We start from the raw sequence: 18384 nt of genomic DNA, 5'->3' as shown, positions 1-18384 counted from the left end.
CCTGGCGGGGCGAGTCGGGCGAGAAAGGCAGCGGATCATTAAGGTAACGCTCGAATTTCCAGATTATCGAACCAGGCTTCACTGCGTGTATCGCGCGCAGCCACCGCCAGCCCAAAGCGCGATGTCGCCGGTAGAGCGGGCACATCAGTCTCGACCACGACCTGTCCATTGACCGCAATCCTGACCTGTTCACTGCTGAGACGGACATCGAGGCGAAACCGTCCATCGGGAAAGCGAAGATCGTCGCGCGTCCCGCCAGCCATCAGCGCCAGCGTCCCATTGCGCATATGTTCGAGACGAAAACTTCCGGTTTGTGGCGCAACCATGAAGATCAGGTAATTCTGTTCGTTGCGAAATCGCAGAATGACCCCGCCTTCACCCTCGATGACTTCGACATCAACCTTCATGCGTACATCGCTGTTCGGCACGCTGCGATAACTCCAGATCACCCCCACCTGCGCCTCAGCAGTGATGCGATACCGTTCATCACGTGGACCGACACTCCAGTCTGTGCGGCGCACCGACGCCCAACCGGTGGTGAACGTATCGTCGCGCAGGATCACAGCGCCTTCCGCTTCGAGCGATGGCGGGAGAGGGGATGGGGTTGGAGGGAGCAATGGCGCGCGGGTTGTCTGTGTGGGCGGCGCAACCGTCACTTCCGGGATCGGTTGGGTCAGGGGAGGCGTCGTTCGCACCGATGGAACCGTTGGCGATAGCACGGTTGGCGTCGGCTCGACCGGAGTCTGCGATGGCGCAGTGGCCGGCGTGGCGACCACCCCCGCACCCGCATCGGCGGAGCGCGGCGCATACTGTGTTCTCAGCCACCAGACTGAGCCGCTCATCAGGACAATAACCGCCGCCACTCCGGTAACCAGAATCAGGCGCCGTTGCCTGACCGGTGATACACCGGAACGTCTTCCCGTTGTGCGATCCCGCAGACGACGTTCAGCATCCGCGAGCAACTCAGCGCTATCGCGGTAGAATGGATTGATCCGGTGCAACTGGCGCAATGCCGCAATTGCCTGAACAAACCGTCCCGCATCGAGATGGTCGCGCGCCTGCTGATAGAGTTCCGCCTGATGGTCGCGTTGGGTTGGCGGCGGCGGTGTGGTCCGTGACGGTCTTCGGGCGACTTGGCGGCGGCGATCAAGGTTGTAAGCGTTCCGCGCCGACGGATTGCTTAATGTCGCATACGCCTCGGTCAGCAACTGGCTACGGCGACGCGCATACTCAAGGTCTTCCGGGCTGGCATTAACGAACCGATCGGGATGATACCTGGCAATCTCGCGCCGATATGCACGTTTGATCTCTTCCGGCGATGCCGAACGCGACACGCCAAGCAATTCGTAGAAGTCGAACTCCTCGAAATCGTACACTGGCACACCATGGGGCATCCGGCGACGGGAAAGGCGCCCAACGCCGGGGACATGCCACTTCCACTTATTCAAGATAATCGCGAAGTTTCTTGCCGAGGCGAGGATGACGCAGTTTTCGCAGCGCTTTCACCTCAATCTGGCGGATACGCTCACGAGTCACGCCGAACTCCTTGCCAACCTCCTCGAGGGTGCGGCTGTGACCATCTTCAAGACCAAACCGCAATTGGAGGACACGACGTTCGCGTTCTGTGAGCTGATTCAGCACCTGTTCGACCTGCTCACGCAGCATCTGATGGCTGGCGGCGTCGGAAGGCGCAAGCACTTTTGAGTCTTCGATAAAATCGCCGAGTTGACTGTCTTCCTCCTGCCCGACCGGCGTCTCGAGCGAGACCGGTTCGAGCGACGTTTTACGGATCGAACGCACTTTATCCACCGGGATGCCCAATGCGCGCGACAACTCCTCGTCGGTTGGTTCGCGCCCCAACTCCTGGAGCATGCGGCGGCTTTCACGCATCAGGCGATTGATGGTCTCGACCATATGCACCGGAATCCGAATAGTGCGCGCCTGATCGGCAATGGCGCGCGTGATCGCCTGGCGAATCCACCAGGTTGCGTAGGTCGAGAACTTGAACCCTTTGCGATAGTCGAACTTTTCGACCGCGCGGATCAGCCCGACATTCCCCTCCTGAATCAGGTCGAGGAGTTGTAACCCACGCCCGATATACTTCTTCGCCACCGACACGACCAACCGGAGATTTGCCTGGGTCAAATCCTCGCGCGCTGTTTTGCCCTGCTCAATCGCAAGATTCCAATCGCGCCAGAGTTGATCGCGCACATCGGCGCACATGTGCTGCACTTCCTCGACGGAGGGCCAGTTGGCGGATAGCGCCAGCCGTTGCTGAACGGCGGCAGGCAGAAGCGAAAAGATAATCGTCGCCTGAGCGAACGTCTGATCAAACTGTTCTGCCGTCATCCGGTGCTGTTTGATCAACTCATTGCGGCGCTTGTCGAACATCTGCCGCTGCTCAAACGTCATACGTTCCTGAATGGCGGAGACCTCGCGCAGGCAACCGGGGGTCAGCGGATCGGGCAACGGTTGCTCGACAATCGCGTAGAGCAATCGAATGGCATCCTCAACCACGGGCCAGGTTTTTTGCAGGCGCTGATACATTTGTGCGCCAACAGAGTCGATCTGCTCAGGGCGCCAGTCCGCCGCCAGTTGGGTGCGGTACGACTCCAGATATTCGCCGATCTCGATCTTCTGCGCCAGCAGCGTTTCCTGGCGCGCGGTCAGGAGCGGCACCCGTCCAATCTCGCGCAGATACATGCGCACCGTATCGTTGATGCTGATGCCCTCGACGCTCAAGTCGTCAAGATCGCCTTCCTCCTCGAAGTGCACATCGATCTCGGCGCCGCCGGCAATCATCTCATCGCGCGTGGCAATGCCTGCCGACTGAAGCGCCTGTTGAATTTCCGCCAGACGGTCGCTATCGGCGTCGCTGCCTGCAAGCAGTTGCGCAATTTCTCCCTCGGTGACAAAACCGCGCTGTTTGCCGATTGCCAGCAGATCACTTAGACTTGTGATCGTCTGCGGCTCCTCTTCGGGTTCACGGGAAGCGCCGGTCATGTCATCGTCCAGATCGTCGAGCAGCAGATCATCTTCCAGAAGTGGCTCGTTCGCTTGTTCCATCGAAACCTCCGCAGGCAACCACCGCCTTAATCCACATGACTCAGGGCTTGTTTATCTTTGCAGCGCTGAGAAGGTCTGGCAGCAGAGAGATGCGGTCACCGTCACGAATGACTTGTCTGCTTCCAACAACGTTTCTTTCAGCCAGCAGCGGATTCACCACACCTGTCAGGGCATATGCAGGACATGCAGGTCGGCATATGCTGAGCTCCGGCGTGGGATGCTCAACATATTGATAAACTGTTTGACCTGCACCAGTTGGTCGAGCAGGATTTCCTGTTCTGCTTCACCGGTCGCTGCCGTCTGCATGCGCGCGATCTGGACGAGCCAGCGTTTTGCAGCATCGCGCTGAAGGATTGTAGCACATTCCAGTGCATCGTTGACAATCCGATACGCCTGAGGTTGTGGTGCGTGCAACTCCAGCACACGCTGCGCCACCGCGTCGAGCGGCGCATACAGAGTCGTCGCCCACGCCTGCGGGTCGCTCCCGGTGGGGGCGGCGATCCAGGCGCGCCACAGTGCGCGGCATTCATCAGAAGTGAACAACTCGTCGATGGTTCCGCTCATAAGCGATTGCAATGCCGGATACGTCGCCAGATCGCGATGAAGTTTCTCCTCCACGGCAGCGCGCGCAGTCGGGTAGCGAATAATCCAACTCAACAAATACTCCTCTTGCGTTGGAGGCGGCGGGGTTTCATCGGGTTGCTGGTTTGCGTCGCCAGGTTGCTGTTCCAGAACCTTTGTCGCGCGTCCCTGATCCGACGGACGGCGCTGCCCTTCCTGGCGCGCCTTATTGCTCAACGCTGCGAGGATATGCGCTTCCTCGATATCGATCAGTCGTGCCAGTTGCTGAATGTAGTGCGCCTGCTCAACCGGATTGGCGATCTGTGTGAGGAGCGGCGCTATTCGTTCGACAGCCTCCGCTCTCCCACGCCCGCTCGACAGATCAAGGTCGGATGTCAGCGTCTCGATATAAAAATCCATTGCCGGGCGCGCCGCTGCCAGCGCCGCGCGCCACTGCTCCGGATTTTCCTGAATGACCTCATCGGGGTCTTTGCCTTCGGGGAGCGCCAGGATTCTGATCTCGACATCCTGGCGGCGTTGCAGCGCGATCACCCCCTGCGGCGAGATGACCGCGGTCAATTCACCCTCCGGTTGGCTCTGGAGCGCCTGCAACCCCTTGAGCGTCGCGCGCGCGCCGGCGGTGTCGGCGTCGAGCGCCAGATACACCCGGTGCGAGAGTTTCTTCACCAGCGCCACGTGATCGGCGGTCAACGCCGTGCCGAGCGGCGCAACGACATTGCGAAACCCATACTGATGGGCAATAATCACATCGACGTACCCCTCCACGATCACCGCGGCGTCGCTCTGGCGGATTGCATCGCGCGCCAGGTCAAGCCCGTACAAGACCTTGCCCTTGTCGAAGAGCGGTGTTTGCGGCGAGTTCATATACTTCGGTTGCACATCTCCCAACGCCCTGCCGCCAAACGCCACAATCTCGCCGCTCGCGGAGCGAATCGGGAACATGAGCCGATGGCGGAACCGGTCGTAATACCCACGGGTTTCGTGATGGATCGCCAGACCGGCGGCTTCGATTTCTTCCGGTGCAAAGCCGCGCCGTTCGGTCAGATAGGAGAGCAACAAACTCCAGTCGTCGGGAGCGTAGCCGATCAGGAACGCTTCACCGGTCGCGTCGTCAATGCGCCGTTTGGCGACATATGCGCGCGCCTCCTCGCCGCGTTGCGACTTCACCAGCATGTGGCGAAAGAACGCGGCTGCGGCTGCATTCACTTCCAGCAGGCGGGTGCGCAGCCGATCCTGTTGCTCTTCGGCTTCGGTGCGCGGATGCAACTGCACGCCAGCGCGCTGTGCCAGGCGTTCGAGCGCTTCGCGGAACTCTATCCCCTCGCGCCGCATGAGAAAGTCGAAGATAGTCCCCGACGCTTTGCAACCGAAACAGTGAAAACTTTGGGTGTCGGGAAAGACGTGAAACGCCGGTGTGCGGGTGTTGGGATGGAACGGGCAGAAGCCGACATAACTGCGCCCCGTCTTTCGCAATGGCACATAGGCGGAAATGAAATCGACAATATCGATCTTTTCTTTGATCTGATCGGTAACGCCGGGCATATGGTTCCACTGAGAGTCGTGCACCGCGCTTCATGCACTCCAGGTGCGCGGTACATACAGGTCGTTGAACACCTTCAACGCAAAGCGGTCGGTCATACCGGCAATATAGTCCACGACGGCGCGTTCGATTGGTTCGTTCCGTTCCTGATTGATCCGCAGCAGATCTGTGGGAAGCTGCTCTGGATGTTTCAGAAAATGATGGTACAGCAACTCGATCATCAAGTATACCTTACTGTCGTCCGCTTTGGCTCTCGATCCGAGGTACACGCGCTGATACAGAAACTCTCGCAGCGTATTGGTCGCCTTCAGCACATCTGGACTCATCGACAATTCCGGTGGGTCGGGTGGCGGCGCTTCGCCGGTCGCCCACCAGTTATGGTCGACCAGGTCGCAGACCATCGTATCGAGGCGCTGACCGTGCGTTTCGCCGAGGACCTCGATAGCGTCGCGCGGCAGATCGTCGGGGTGCAACAACCCGCCACGGATCGCATCATCGATGTCGTGATTGATATACGCGATGGCATCGCACAGTTTGACGATCTGCCCTTCGAGCGTGCTGGCTGTGCCCCAGGCGCGCATGGTGATGTCGCGCCGGGCTTTTGAGTGCATATAAATGCCCTCGCGTACCTGATCGGTCAGATTCAACCCGGCGCCGTTCCGTTCCAGCACATCGACAATGCGTAGACTCTGCTCGTTATGACGGAAGGCGCGCCCCATCGCGTGCGACAGTGCCGTCTCACCTGCGTGACCGAAGGGGGTATGCCCGAGATCATGCCCCAGACCAATCGCCTCGACCAGGTCTTCGTTGAGGCGCAGCGCGCGCGCGACCGTGCGCGCAATCTGCGTCACTTCAAGCGTATGGGTGAGGCGGGTGCGGTAGTGATCCCCCTGCGGTGAAATGAACACCTGCGTTTTATGTTTCAGGCGGCGAAACGGTTTCGAGTGCAGAATGCGGTCGCGATCACGCTGAAAACTGCTCCGCACCGGCGACGCCTCTTCGGGGCGCGCGCGGTGGGCGCTATCGCTGAACGCCGCCAGAGGCGAAAGGCGCGCGCGCTCATCCGCTTCGATACGCTGGCGCACACCAACATGCGCTCTGGTCATGCCGAACCTCCAGCGCCGGCAACGTCGGATATCGCTGCTGTACAGAGAAGCCGGGAAAACCCGCATCAAACCGGACGAAAGAAATCAGGTCGCCTCGTTCGCCGTTTGAAGCGATGCATCCTGCATTGTACGTCGTTTCAGCGCGCGCTGCAATGCCGTGACCAGCGCAGCGATCAGGTGCACCGCGACAATTGACTCGAAATAGACGCGATGACCCTGAGCGTTGGCGAGCGCCTGCGCCTGTTCTGTTTCGACGAAGCAACTGACCAGATTGAACGATCCATGCACAACAACGCACGTCTCGTAGCGCGCAGCGATAAAGGTGGAAAGAAAGTAGATGCAGAAACAGACGAAAGCCGCCAGCCAGCGTTCCTCGCGCCGCGCTCCGAACCATCCCCAGAACATTGCGAATGGCGTGGCAAAGACCGTCCAGATCAATGCCGGGATCTGCGCTTCGCTGTAGGGGGGGGCTGTCATACTGCGCTGATGCGTCGCCCACACCGCGCCAACGCATGCCGCACCAAAGATAAGCAGAAACGTCCGAAAGTCGAAACGTGTCATGGGCAGGCATCCCCCTGCGCCAGTGTTCCTCACAAATTATACCAATGACGATTGACGATGCCGCTTGTGTGTCATTCCGAGCGCCGCGACTTGGCATTCCGAGCGCCGCGACTTGGCATTCCGAGCGCCGCGACTTGGCATTCCGCGCGCCGCGACTTGGCATTCCGCGCGCCGCGACTTGGCATTCCGAGCGCCGCGACTTGGCATTCCGCGCGCCGCGACTTGGCATTCCGAGCGCCGCGACTTGGCATTCCGAGCGCCGCGACTTGGCATTCCGAGCGCCGCGACTTGGCATTCCGAGCGCCGCGACTTGGCATTCCGCGCGCCGCGACTTGGCATTCCGAGCGCCGCGACTTGGCATTCCGAGCGCCGCGACTTGGCATTCCGCGCGCCGCGACTTGGCATTCCGAGCGCCGCGACTTGGCATTCCGAGCGCCGCGACTTGGCATTCCGAGCGCCGCGAGGAATCTAAGCGGGTCGCGCACGACCCCTCGCGCGGCTCGGGGTGACCATGCCGGATGGTCACCGGTCATTGGTATTATAGCACACAGGGAGGATTGAGGGGGACAGGCGGCAGGTGGAAGGAGCGTTGTCGCGCCGCAACGGTGAAATGTGGCACACGGCAGACGCACAATGCACTAGGAGGGTTGAACGTTCCCTCCTCCCTGCTCCCTGGAATAGCATAAGGCGCCCCTTGCGGAGCGCCCCATTCAACGCAACGGACCGACGTATCACAACCCGAAGAACGCGCGGTTCTTCTCGATGTAGCTGTGCCACTGCTCCGGCACCGAGTCATCGGCAAAGATCGCCTCAACCGGGCACTCTGGCTCACAGGCGCCGCAGTCGATGCACTCTTCAGGGTTGATGTAGTACTGGTCCTCGCCCTCGTAGATACAGTCCACCGGGCAGACCGCCACACACGAAGCATCTTTTACGCCGATGCAAGGCTCCGCAATGATATACGCCATATCTGTCTCCTCTTTGGGTGAAATCTTCCACACCCGCATCATAGCACGCGCACTTCAACTTTTCTGTGACTTTAGTTCCACAACCTGTCCGTCTTCAGTCCCTGATCGCTCTCATGTCCCTCGAGACCCTGAAGGTCGGGCGGCGCGCTCGCAGTGGGCAGAAACCACTCTGCCGGCAGTGTTTCCACGGCAAGGACGGTTTTACGGCAAAGACCTCAAGGTTCGGATCCGTTCGATATTCAACGTGTGCCATGGAGCGATTGCAATACGACGGCGCTACCTTCCCGCCTTCTCGCCTTCACCCGTTGCGCTCTGCGTCACTCACCGGCGTCTCGTCCCTCACTCGCCATCCCCGATGCGCGCCAGCCCGTCCGGGTCGAGCACCACCACGCGCCCGCGCTCCAACCGCACGAGTCCTTCCTGTGCCAGCTGGCGCAGCGCCCGTCCGGCGATCTCGCGCACGGTGGCTGTGCGTTCTGCAAGTTCCTGATGGGTCAGTTCGGCGGCGCCTTCACGCGCCTCACGCAAGAGTTCGCGCGCCAGTCGCTCGCGCACCGACCGGAATGCCAGGTCTTCGACCAGCACAGCCAGGTTGCGCAGTTGCCCCGCCATTTCGCGCAGCATCGCCAGCGCCAGGTCGGGGTGACGGCGAATGAGGGTGATCAGCGCATCCCCTGGCAAGATCAGGCATTGAACCAGACTCATCGCGCGCGCTGTCGTCAGGTTGCCATGGCTGTCGAAGATTGCGACGGCATTGAAGTTTTCGCCAGCGCCGACCATCGCCAGCACCTGCTCGCGACCGTCCGGCGCGGTGCGCGATAAACGCACCCTGCCGCGCTGCACAAAATACACGCCAGCCGGTCGTTCTCCCTCGTAGGCGATGTATTCACCAGGACGATACGTGCGCGACTCCATAAGGCGCGCTGCATCTGCCAGCGCGCGATCATCCAGCGCCGCAAAGAGTGGAAAGTGTCTCAATTCTGTAGGTGTCGTCATGGTTCGGGAGTATAGCACGATCCTGTTTCGCCAACAGTACCGTCTCGGGTTTCCTGGCAGTTCCAGACAACAATGGTATAATGCGTCTATGCAGCGATCACCGAAAGCGCAAGCGTGGTCGGCTTCTCTGGCGCTGATCGTGGCGATGCTCTGGCTCGGCGCCGCACCGCTCTCGGCAGCGCCGAGTGTCAGCGACCCGTTCACCGCGCCGCTCGATGTCCGGCGGCAGGAAGCAGCGCTTCTGCCCGCCTTCAGTGCCGATCTGAACGCCGCCGAGCAATGGGATCGGTATACGGTGATCGCTCGCGTTGATCCTGAAAAGCGCACAATTTCCGGCAGACTGCGCCTGGAATATGCCAATCGCGCTGCCGATCCGCTCGACCGCATCTACTTTTATCTCTTTCCCAATCTGCCGGAGTTTGGCGGACGCCTCGACATTCACAGCGCCACCGTTGACGATGTGGCAGTCCGGGTACGCTATGAATCGAAAAGGTTTCTGTTGCGGATCGACCTTCCTGCATCGCTTCCCTCTGGCGCTTCTACTGCTGTCGTCCTCGATTTCAGCGCCGCTGCGCCGCTCGATGCCGGTCAGCGCTATTATGCCGCCTTCAACCGCGAACGCGGCGTGCTGGCGCTGGCATCGGCGCTGCCAATGGCGGCGCGGCACGTTGAGGGCGCCTGGCAACTGGCGACTCCTCTCTTCCGCGGCGATCTTGTGACCGGTGACACGGCGCTGTACGATGTGACGCTCACCATCCCTGCCGCCTGGATTGCTGTGACGACCGGGACGGCAATCGAGAGCCAGAATGACGGCGCCGTCCAAACTACACGCTTCGTCAGCGGTCCGCAGCGTGATTTTACCATTGTGCTCACCCGTTTCCCCTCGATCTCCGCCGAGGTTGATGGCACGCGCATCACGTCGTATTTTCGCCCCGAGAACCCGGAAGGCGGGCGTGCCGCGCTCGATGCCGCCGTCAACGCGCTGCGCGTGTTCAATCGACGATTCGGACCCTACCCGCTGACGGAACTCGACATTGTTCAGATCGATGCGCGCAAATTTCTCGGCGTCGAGTACCCTGGTCTGATCATGATCGACCGCCGATTGTACGCTGGCGAGCGCGCAGGTCTGGAGATCATTGTGGCGCACGAAGTGGCGCATCAGTGGTGGTATAGCATGGTCGGCAACGATGTGCAGAACGAAGCATGGCTCGACGAGGGGTTGACCTCGTTTACGCAGGTGGTCTATCAGGAAGAACTGCGTGGCGCCGCAGCAGCAGCGCGTGAGATCGACGGATTCCGCGCGACCTATCTGCGCGCGCGGCAGACGGGTCGTGATGCGCCGCTGAAGCGCCCCGTGTCGGCGTTGCGCGGCAATTATACTGCTATTGCGTATGCGAAAGGGGCGCTTTTCTTTCAGGCGTTGCGTGTGCGGATCGGTGAACCGGCGTTCGACCGCTTTTTGCGCGATTATTATGCCGCCTTTCGCTACCGGATTGCGTCGAGCGACGACGTGCGCGCTGTTGCCGAAAACGCCTGTGCCTGCGACCTCAACGATTTCTATCGGGATTGGGTGCTGACGGCTGCGCCGGTTGCTGTGCCGTGATACCGTTCAATGGATACGCTTCCTGTTCTGGTGGCGCACGCCGATTGGGGATCGAGTGCGGCGCGAAGACGTCTGGCATACGCCTTGTGCCAGCCCGATGGAACATTCCTTGCGGTTGCGCCGGGTCCGGCGGGTGATCCGCAAACCCTCCTTGCGCGTTTGCGCGCCCTTGCGCCCAATGGCGCTATCCTGTTCGGCGTCGATTTTCCGCTCGGTCTTCCGCTGCGCTATGCGGCAGTCGCCGGGATCACGGACTTTGCCGCGATTCTGCCGGAGTTTGGTTCAGGGCAATGGGCGCAGTTCTACAACGTTGCCGATCATCCAGACGCCATCAGCATTGTTCGCCCATTCTACCCGCAGCGACCGGGCGGAGCACGGCAGGCGCATCTGGTGCGGGCGTTGGGCATGGCAAGCATTGATGATCTGCGTCGTCGGTGCGACCGGGCTGCTGCCGCGCGGCGCGCCGCCGCGCCGATCTTCTGGACCCTCGGCGCGCAACAGGTGGGCAAGGCGACAATCGTCGGTTGGCGCGATATGTTGGGGGCGGCGCGCCGCGCGTATGCCCCGGACGATGCGGCGTTTCCCTGGCTCTGGCCCTTCGAGGGTCGCCTGAACGACCTGATTGCTGCGGGGTGTCTGGTCGTCGCCGAGGTGTACCCTGCCGAGTGCTACCATCATTTGGGGATCATGCTGCGCGGCAGCAAACGCGCTCGGGCAACCCGCGTTGCAGCAGGAGCGGCGCTGCTGGCATGGGCGGACGCGGCAGGGGTTGCGCTCGAACTCGCCCTGAGGCGTGCCATTGATGAGGGATTTGGTGCGGCGCCCGGCAGCGACGACGATTTCGACACGACGGTGGGGCTGTTCGGCGCGCTCAACGTCGTTCTGGGTCGCCGCGCTCCCGGTGAACCCGATGACCTGGTCGTTCGCAGCGTCGAAGGATGGATCCTGGGGCAGAGAGGAGAGCGTGGGGAGTAGGGAACTGCGCCGTTCAGCGCAGATGTGTGGCGTCTTGACACCTGTTTGTTCTCGCCCTCGGCCTCCCGCTCCATCCCGTTCAAGGGCGGACAGCACGCATGAACCTGGCGGGCATGCATGGCGTTGGGATGCGACGTTTTCCCCTCACCCCCTGCCCTTATCCCGCGCACGGAAGAGGGGAGACCAGCGCCGCAGAGTCCTGCCCGAAGACCAAAGCCCGTCCTGATGGTCTGTCCGCCTGTGAATTCGGTGGAGCGGAGCAGTTTGGGCATCCTGGCGTCGGCAATAAACCTGCGACGTTCTCACCGTCCGACGAACTCGCCGAGGATCTGTCGCCCGATGACCACACGCAGGATTTCGGAAGTGCCCTCGCCAATGGTGAGCAGGCGTTGATCACGATAGATGCGTTCGAGCGGATACTCGCTGCTGTAGCCATATCCGCCAAGCACCTGGATCGCGTCGCGACAGATCTTCTCACCGACTTCCGAAGCGTACAGTTTGGCGATTGCCGCCTCGCGGCTGTACTGGCGCCCCTGGTCTTTCAGCCATGCCGCCTGGTAGACCAGCAACCGCGCCGCTTCTAACCCGACGGCCATATCGGCGATCATGTTTGAGACCGACTCATACGCGCCGATCAGTTTGCCGAAGGCGGTGCGCTCGCGCGCATATGCAGAAGCGACTTCGAAAGCCGCCTGCGCCAGACCAATCGCCATGGCGCCGATGCCAATCCGCCCGCCGTCGAGCACGGCAAGAAACTGTTGTAGCCCGCGTCCGCGGCGACCCAACAGATTCGCTTCAGGAACCCGGACATTCTCGAACGTCACCGCGTTGGTGATCGAACCGCGCAGTCCCATTTTGGGTTCCGGCTTGCCAAAACTCAGCCCCGGCGTTCCGGCAGGGACGATAATGGCGCTGATCGCATGCCGTTCCCCTGGATCGGTAACAGCCGTGACAATGAGATGCCCGGCAATCGAGGCGCTGGTGATCCACATCTTTGCGCCATTGATGACCCATTCTCCATTCTCGAGGCGGGCAGTCGTGCGCGTAGCGCCGGCGTCGGAACCGGCGTGCGGCTCGGTCAACGCGAATGCGCCCAGATGTTGCCCTTCTGCTGCGGGTTGCAGGAAGCGTCGTTTTTGCTCTTCAGTGCCGAACATGGCGATTGGTGCGCACCCCAGCCCCAGGTGCGCCGAGTAGATCAGCGCCGTCGAACCGCATGCGCGCGCGATTTCTTCGATAGCGATCGCGGTTGAAACGCTGTCGGCGCCTGCGCCGCCATACTCTTCGGGGAATGGCAATCCCATGAGACCCAGTTCCGCCATTTTGCGAAACGTTTCGGCAGGAAACTCGCCCGTTTCATCGGTATGACGGGCGCGGGGCGCAATTTCCTGCTCGGCGAAACGTCGCACTTCTGCGCGAATGCGCTGCTGTTCGGGGGTCAGGTCAAAGTTCATGGCTCGTTCCTCTCGTCAATGAGCGGCTGCACTGCCGTTATGAACGCCTGCACATCGGCACGGCTGATGCGTGCCGGGTGGATCAGCGGAAGGATGGTGACATGTCTGCTGCGGAGTACGGTTGCATGCACGCTGCGGATGGCGCCGGGATCGTGTTTCAGATAGCGCATCCCGACTTCTTGCAGGGCAATGCGCCCAACCGGGATGATCAGTCGTGGCTTGATCATGTCAAGTTCCATCCACAGCCAGGTGCGACAGGCGCGCACCTCGGCAGGCGTCGGCGTGCGGTTGCCCGGTGGGCAGCAGCGTACCACGTTAGTGATAAAACAGCGCAGCGTCGCGCCGGCGGTCTCGTCGCTTGCAAGCCCGACCTGCACCAGAATCCGGCGCAGCATCCGTCCTGACCGGTCGCCCCAGAACGGTATGCCGGTCTGATCGGCGCCGTGACGACCGGGCGCCTCGCCGATGAACACGATGCCGCTTGCTGTGTCGCCATAGCCATGCACAATTCGCCGCCGGCTGGCGACAAGCGCCGGGCAGGATCGACAATTTTGCTGATGCAGCAGCGTCACCATTACTCTGCGTATACCAATTCCCTGTGACCATCCGGCATGGTCACTCCGAGCAGCGCGAGGGGTCGTGCGCGACCCGCGCCGATTCCGCGCTGCGTTTACCCTGAGCGAAGCGAAGGGCTCGGAATGACACGCATGCGGCATCGTCAATCGTCATTGGTATTACTCCTGCCAGGTCATGCCTTCTGGTGGATCGACCGGCAATGCAATGCGCACGGTTGTTCCCTGATTCGGTTGACTGGCGACGAGCACCTGACCACTGTGTTGAGTGACAATGCCATATGCGATGGCAAGTCCCAATCCCGACCCTTTGCCCGGCGGACGGGTGGTGACGAATGGCTCGAACAGTCGCTCAATGATATGCGCCGGGATGCCAGGACCATTATCCGCCACATCAAAGCGCACGAATGAACCGTGATTCTCGACTGCGCGCGCCGGCAGCAGTGGCGGCGGTTCGGCAGGACCTCGCGAGACGCTGAGCCGCATCCAGGGGGCAGGAGCGCCGGACAATGCCTGTTCAGCGTTGATCAGCAGATTGAGCAGCGCCTGTTGCATTTGCGGCACATCGATCCACAGCATCGGCAAATCGGGCTGGCAGACGACTTCAAGAGCGATTCCGGCAGCGTGAAGCGCTGCGCGTTTGAGGTCGATCACTCGTTCGACCAGATCGGTTGGCGCCGTCCATTCTTTGATGATCGGACCGCGGCGGGCGAAGGTTGCCAGGCTCTGCACCACACGACGGGCGCGTTTGGCGCTTTCGATAATCTGTTCGACGGATCGCTGATCGTCGGGAGTGCGCTGCGGCGAAAGGAGTTCAGCATTGCCCAGAATGATGGCGAGGGGATTGTTCAATTCGTGCGCCACGCCGGCCACAATTTCTCCCAGGGCGGCAAGCTTCGAACTCTGGACCAGTTGCGCCTGCATGGCGCGTAACTGGTCGTTTGCGGCTCGCAGCGCGTCATTTTGGGCTGCGAGCGCCGCCATCGCCGCATCGCGTTCGCTTTCGGCGGCGCGGATGCGGAGCAGCGCTCGAACCCGCGCCAGCAGTTCCTCGATATAAAACGGCTTGGCCAAATAATCATCGGCGCCCGAGTCGAGCGCTGTGATCCGGTCTGACACTTCGCCTTTGGCGGTGAGCATGAGTATCGGCAAAAAGCCTCGGCCAGAACGCTCCTTCAAAGCCAGGCAAATCTGAACCCCCGGAATATCCGGCAGCATCCAATCCAGAATCACCAGGTCGATGTCGCCGGTTTCGATACAGGCGAGCGCTTCGGTGGCGGTGGCCGTAAGCAATGTCCGGTAACCGGCCCCTCGAAGCACAAATTCGATCAGTCCGGCGATTGTTGGATCGTCTTCGACGACCATGATGCGTGTCTGGTCTGGCATGGCGCTATTGTATCACGGCTCTGAATATCGGCAGCAACCGCGCCATGGTACAATACCGGGTGTGAATGATACCCTGCATTTGATCGATACCCACGCTCATCTCGGCGCTGCTCAGTTCGACGCAGATCGCACTGCTGTCCTGGAACGCGCCAGAGCGACGGGAGTGGCGCGTATCGTCGAAATCGGCTACGACCTGGCGACATCGCGTGCTGCGGTGGCGCTGGCATCGCAGCACGAACCGATATACGCCGTCGTTGGCGTACAACCCAATCACGTCGCCGATCTGCCTGGCGACTGGCTTGAGCAGGTGCGTGTCCTGGCGCAGCAGCCAAAGGTGATCGCCATCGGCGAGATCGGTTTCGATTACTACTGGAATGCGGCCCCTGCCGATGTGCAAGAGGCGTGTTTCCGCGCGCAACTCGACCTGGCGCGCGACCTGCGGTTGCCGGTTGTTATCCATAGCAGGGATGCGCATGCTGATACCATCCGCGTGTTGCGCGAGGCGGCTCATGGTCTTTCCGGCATTATGCACTCGTTCTCGGGCGACTGGGCATATGCGCGCGCCTGTCTGGACATCGGGTTCTATCTGTCGTTCAGTGGTCCGGTCACCTTTCCGAAAGCCGTTGCGCTGCACGATATTGCGCGACGCGCTCCGCTCGACCGTATTTTGATCGAAACCGACAGCCCATATCTGGCGCCGCATCCCTTTCGCGGCAAACGGAACGAACCTGCATATGTTCGCCTGATTGCTGAACGGGTCGCTACTTTGCGAAGCCTGTCGCTTGATGATCTGGCAAAGGCGGTGTGGCGGAATGCAGAGGCGGTTTTCGGGCTATGAGTTCTTCTGTTACAACTATTCCAAACGAGACTCCATCCCATTCCTGGTTTTCCCGACTCGAATTGGGGGCGCTTGCGTTGCCGTTTCTGCTGGCAGTCGCCATAACGTGGAGCGTGGCGCGGAGTCTGGAGGTTGCAAACTGGGCGGATGGGGTCACTATGCTGACCGGCATCGCACTGGCAGCCCTTTTGGTCGGCACGCTCTTTGCGCGGATCGCCTGGTTGCATCCCTGGCTGGCGCATCCGCTAGCGTTGCTGCCTGGAATGGTGTTCGTCATCGAGCAGATCAGCCCAATCGTCCGCGCACAAGCGACGGCTGAGTTTGGCGCGGCAAAGGCGCAGCGCCTGGACACCTGGGGCGATGTCGCCGTAGACGTGGCGCTGCGTGCGCTCATCTGGCTGCGCACACTCCAGGCAGGCGGGCGCGGTGAGGATATTGTCCTCTTTGTCCTGATCCTGGCACTGATCATCTGGGGAATGGGGTATGTGACCGGATGGCTCATCTTTCGCCATCAGCGCGCCTGGATTGCCGTTGCGTTGCAGGCAAGCATTATTCTGATCAATTACGCCTATGCCTGGCCCAAGCCCACCGGATTGTTCTTTGTTTTTTTGATCGCAGCGCTGTTGCTGATCGCCTACCAGCATATCGACCGTCATCAGCGCTTCTGGCGATCCACGCGCGTCGAGTTCCCCGACTTTCTGCCGGCGCGCGTTCTGCTGGCGTCGTTTCTGATCCTCCTGTTTCTCCTGATTGCCACTGCATTTCTTCCGAATCAGCCGGACAACGAATATCTGGCGCGTCTCTGGCGCACCATTCGCGCGCCGATCACGGCGCTGCGCGAGGAGTGGCAGGAAGCGTTCAGTACGATCAATGCGCCGCCGGGATCGACCGGCGCGTTTCTGACCCGTAATGCGCGGGTTGGCGGTCCCCGTCAGTTGGGCACGGCACTGGTGATGACCGTGCGATCTGCTGAGTACAGTTACTGGCGCGCTGCGGCGTTCGATCGCTATACCGGTCGCATGTGGCAGAACATGGTCGGTGAGCGCGCGCGCGCGGCGCTGGGAGTTGCGACGGCGGAAGCGGCACGGACGCCGCTTCCCCCCGGCGATCGGCTTGAACAGCCTGAACTGCGTGGCCGCACTCTGGTGACGACAACAATCGAACTGGCGCAGACGCGCACCGATGGGTTGGTGATGGTTGGTGGCGCGCTGGCGTCCACCAGTCTGCCGGTGCTGATCCAGCATGGGTACCTGTCAATATCCGGCGAAGTGTTGCCGAACTTTACCGAAACCGCCACGGTCGTCACCGATGCGCCGCTCGAGGCGACGCAGGTGTATACGGTCGCCACGTACCTTTCCACCGTCGATGAGCGGAGCCTGCGCGAAAGCGGAACCACATACCCGGAATGGGTGCGTGTGGCGTACCTCCAGCTGCCCGACACACTGCCGCTGCGGGTGCGCGAACTGGCGGCTTCCATCGTTCGTGACGCTGGCGCGGTGACGCCCTACGATAAGGCGCTGGCAATCCAGGCGTATCTGCGCGCGCTGCCGTACAACGATCAGCGCCCGGTCCCGCCAGAAGATCGTGATTGGGTCGATTGGTTCCTCTTCGATGCGCCGGGGGGTTACTGCGACGATTTCACATCAGCAATGGTGGTGTTGCTGCGCGCCGAGGGCGTTCCGGCGCGCTGGGTGCAGGGGTATGCCGGTGGCGAACTCGACCCGGACCGGCGAGTGTATCTGGTGCGCGAGAATGTCGCCCATAGCTGGCCCGAAGTCTACTTCCCCGGGTATGGCTGGCAACGCTTCGAGCCGACGCCGGCGCCCTACGCCAGTGTGCCGGTGCGTCCGGCGTTCCCGCCGGCTGATGAAGCAGAGCGACCGGGAGTAACGAGCGGGTTGGGGAGCGCACTGAGCGACCCGGAAGCCATGCTACGCGAGATGATCGAGCGCAACACTGGTCCTGCGATTGGCGACGAGAGCGCGCTACAACGCGAGATCGAAGCGCGCCGCGCGCAGGAACGGTTGCGCCTGACGGCAATCGTTGGCGGGACGCTAACGCTTATCCTGGCGCTGGTCGGCGTTTTGCTGCTCTGGTTGCGCTGGGATGTGCGCGGCCTTTCACCTGCCGCCGCCGCCTATGCGCGCCTGACGCGCCTGGCGGGATGGGCGGGGATCACTGCACCGTCTGATGCGACTCCGTATGAATATGCGGCGCTGATCCGGGAACGTATTCCTCACCAGGCATATGTCATTGATCGCATCGTTGGCGATTTTGTCGCCGAGCGGTACCATTTTGCCCACAAAGCGTCCGCCCCATTGCCGGCTGAAGACTGGCGCGCGCTGCGACGCGCGTTGCTGGCTCTGCTCATCGGGCGAGTCGGCGCAGCGATCCGCCCTTCGGCAATAAGTGCGCCATCGCGGACTCGACGCCGGATGCCGCCTGCGCAGCAGCGCTCCTTGCGTCGCCTTCAGTAAACGACTCTGCAACAGGAATGAAACCCCGCAGAGTGAGCACGTGCTGCGCCATCGGTCGGTATGTGCTTCTTCTGGGATCTGCCAGAGCGATCAACCAGAGGTTGAATGATGCCAATGACGATGGAAGATGCCGCATGCGTGTCATTCCGAGCGCAGCGCAGAGTGAGCACGTGCTGCGCCATCGGTCGGTATGTGCTTCTTCTGGGATCTGCCAGAGCGATCAACCAGAGGTTGAATGATGCCAATGACGATGGAAGATG

The 18384-nt window shown here is 61.3% G+C and carries 14 protein-coding genes and 1 pseudogene; 4 read left to right on the top strand and 11 right to left on the bottom strand.

Annotated elements, in window-relative coordinates:
- Positions 1 to 38 precede the first annotated feature (38 nt).
- The 8 genes and pseudogenes from RCAS_RS01365 to RCAS_RS01330 all read right to left on the bottom strand — a co-directional run bounded on the left by RCAS_RS01365 (position 39) and on the right by RCAS_RS01330 (position 8819).
- Positions 39 to 1382 (bottom strand): J domain-containing protein, encoded by a 1344-nt coding sequence (locus RCAS_RS01365; protein ID WP_232280120.1) that lies wholly within the window; start codon positions 1380 to 1382, stop codon positions 39 to 41.
- Between the two features lie 58 nt (positions 1383 to 1440).
- Positions 1441 to 2412 carry an RNA polymerase sigma factor RpoD gene (rpoD, locus tag RCAS_RS26580; protein ID WP_456300005.1) on the bottom strand — a complete coding sequence of 324 codons (972 nt, stop codon included), beginning with the start codon at positions 2410 to 2412 and terminating at the stop codon, positions 1441 to 1443.
- Positions 2413 to 2628: 216 nt separating this feature from the next.
- Positions 2629 to 3003, bottom strand: a pseudogene (locus RCAS_RS26575) (sigma-70 factor domain-containing protein); the annotation flags it as partial.
- A 228-nt stretch (positions 3004 to 3231) separates the two neighbouring features.
- Positions 3232 to 5214 (bottom strand): DNA primase, encoded by a 1983-nt coding sequence (gene dnaG / locus RCAS_RS01355; RefSeq protein WP_232280119.1) that lies wholly within the window; start codon positions 5212 to 5214, stop codon positions 3232 to 3234.
- A gap of 6 nt (positions 5215 to 5220) precedes the next feature.
- The gene (locus tag RCAS_RS01350) at positions 5221 to 6294 is read right to left on the bottom strand and encodes a deoxyguanosinetriphosphate triphosphohydrolase (protein ID WP_011997792.1); all 1074 of its coding nucleotides are present in this window, start codon (positions 6292 to 6294) and stop codon (positions 5221 to 5223) included.
- An 84-nt stretch (positions 6295 to 6378) separates the two neighbouring features.
- Positions 6379 to 6855, bottom strand: coding sequence for a hypothetical protein (locus tag RCAS_RS01345; protein WP_011997791.1), 477 nt, complete (start codon positions 6853 to 6855; stop codon positions 6379 to 6381).
- Positions 6856 to 7586: 731 nt separating this feature from the next.
- Positions 7587 to 7823, bottom strand: coding sequence for a ferredoxin (locus tag RCAS_RS01335; RefSeq protein WP_011955081.1), 237 nt, complete (start codon positions 7821 to 7823; stop codon positions 7587 to 7589).
- Positions 7824 to 8162: 339 nt separating this feature from the next.
- On the bottom strand, positions 8163 to 8819 hold the full coding sequence (locus RCAS_RS01330) for a Crp/Fnr family transcriptional regulator (RefSeq protein WP_011997790.1): 657 nt from the start codon (positions 8817 to 8819) through the stop codon (positions 8163 to 8165).
- Between RCAS_RS01330 and RCAS_RS01325 the strand changes: the two genes are divergently transcribed.
- Together RCAS_RS01325 and RCAS_RS01320 are read left to right on the top strand one after the other, a co-directional pair.
- Complete coding sequence (locus tag RCAS_RS01325) at positions 8818 to 10422, top strand: M1 family metallopeptidase (RefSeq protein WP_232280118.1); 1605 nt, start codon at positions 8818 to 8820, stop codon at positions 10420 to 10422. The two genes, RCAS_RS01330 and RCAS_RS01325, sit on opposite strands and share 2 nt — an antisense overlap.
- Before the next feature lie 9 nt (positions 10423 to 10431).
- Positions 10432 to 11397, top strand: a complete 966-nt coding sequence (locus RCAS_RS01320) for a DUF429 domain-containing protein (RefSeq protein WP_011997788.1) — start codon at positions 10432 to 10434, stop codon at positions 11395 to 11397.
- A gap of 302 nt (positions 11398 to 11699) precedes the next feature.
- Here RCAS_RS01320 and RCAS_RS01315 read toward each other — a convergent pair whose 3' ends face one another.
- The 3 genes from RCAS_RS01315 to RCAS_RS01305 form a co-directional block, all read right to left on the bottom strand.
- On the bottom strand, positions 11700 to 12851 hold the full coding sequence (locus tag RCAS_RS01315) for an acyl-CoA dehydrogenase family protein (protein ID WP_011997787.1): 1152 nt from the start codon (positions 12849 to 12851) through the stop codon (positions 11700 to 11702).
- Entirely contained in the window at positions 12848 to 13426 is a 579-nt protein-coding gene (locus tag RCAS_RS01310; protein ID WP_011997786.1) for a uracil-DNA glycosylase, read from the bottom strand. The genes RCAS_RS01315 and RCAS_RS01310 overlap by 4 nt, the downstream gene beginning before the upstream one ends.
- A 159-nt stretch (positions 13427 to 13585) precedes the next feature.
- Positions 13586 to 14809 (bottom strand): sensor histidine kinase, encoded by a 1224-nt coding sequence (locus RCAS_RS01305; RefSeq protein WP_011997785.1) that lies wholly within the window; start codon positions 14807 to 14809, stop codon positions 13586 to 13588.
- Positions 14810 to 14870: 61 nt separating this feature from the next.
- Here RCAS_RS01305 and RCAS_RS01300 point away from each other — a divergent pair, with 61 nt between their 5' ends.
- Both RCAS_RS01300 and RCAS_RS01295 read left to right on the top strand, forming a co-directional pair.
- The gene (locus RCAS_RS01300) at positions 14871 to 15647 is read left to right on the top strand and encodes a TatD family hydrolase (RefSeq protein WP_011997784.1); all 777 of its coding nucleotides are present in this window, start codon (positions 14871 to 14873) and stop codon (positions 15645 to 15647) included.
- Entirely contained in the window at positions 15644 to 18124 is a 2481-nt protein-coding gene (locus tag RCAS_RS01295) for a transglutaminase domain-containing protein (RefSeq protein WP_011997783.1), read from the top strand. Before RCAS_RS01300 ends, RCAS_RS01295 begins: the two co-directional genes overlap by 4 nt.
- The last annotated feature ends 260 nt before the right edge of the window (positions 18125 to 18384 follow it).

This window comes from Roseiflexus castenholzii DSM 13941 (assembly GCF_000017805.1).
Classification (GTDB): Bacteria; Chloroflexota; Chloroflexia; order Chloroflexales; family Roseiflexaceae; genus Roseiflexus; species Roseiflexus castenholzii.
Note: the sequence above shows the minus strand (reverse complement) of the source record. Positions and strands in the feature narration are given on the sequence as shown.

Excerpts from the sequence above, each read along its gene's own strand:
- RCAS_RS01305 (WP_011997785.1), bottom strand. The coding sequence starts at position 14,809 with ATGCCAGACCAGACACGCATCATGGTCGTCGAAGACGATCCAACAATC.
- RCAS_RS01335 (WP_011955081.1), bottom strand. The coding sequence starts at position 7,823 with ATGGCGTATATCATTGCGGAGCCTTGCATCGGCGTAAAAGATGCTTCG.
- RCAS_RS01310 (WP_011997786.1), bottom strand. The coding sequence starts at position 13,426 with ATGGTGACGCTGCTGCATCAGCAAAATTGTCGATCCTGCCCGGCGCTT.
- RCAS_RS01320 (WP_011997788.1), top strand. The coding sequence starts at position 10,432 with ATGGATACGCTTCCTGTTCTGGTGGCGCACGCCGATTGGGGATCGAGT.
- RCAS_RS01325 (WP_232280118.1), top strand. The coding sequence starts at position 8,818 with ATGGTTCGGGAGTATAGCACGATCCTGTTTCGCCAACAGTACCGTCTC.
- RCAS_RS01350 (WP_011997792.1), bottom strand. The coding sequence starts at position 6,294 with ATGACCAGAGCGCATGTTGGTGTGCGCCAGCGTATCGAAGCGGATGAG.
- RCAS_RS01345 (WP_011997791.1), bottom strand. The coding sequence starts at position 6,855 with ATGACACGTTTCGACTTTCGGACGTTTCTGCTTATCTTTGGTGCGGCA.
- RCAS_RS01295 (WP_011997783.1), top strand. The coding sequence starts at position 15,644 with ATGAGTTCTTCTGTTACAACTATTCCAAACGAGACTCCATCCCATTCC.
- RCAS_RS01330 (WP_011997790.1), bottom strand. The coding sequence starts at position 8,819 with ATGACGACACCTACAGAATTGAGACACTTTCCACTCTTTGCGGCGCTG.
- RCAS_RS01315 (WP_011997787.1), bottom strand. The coding sequence starts at position 12,851 with ATGAACTTTGACCTGACCCCCGAACAGCAGCGCATTCGCGCAGAAGTG.
- rpoD (WP_456300005.1), bottom strand. The coding sequence starts at position 2,412 with ATGACGTTTGAGCAGCGGCAGATGTTCGACAAGCGCCGCAATGAGTTG.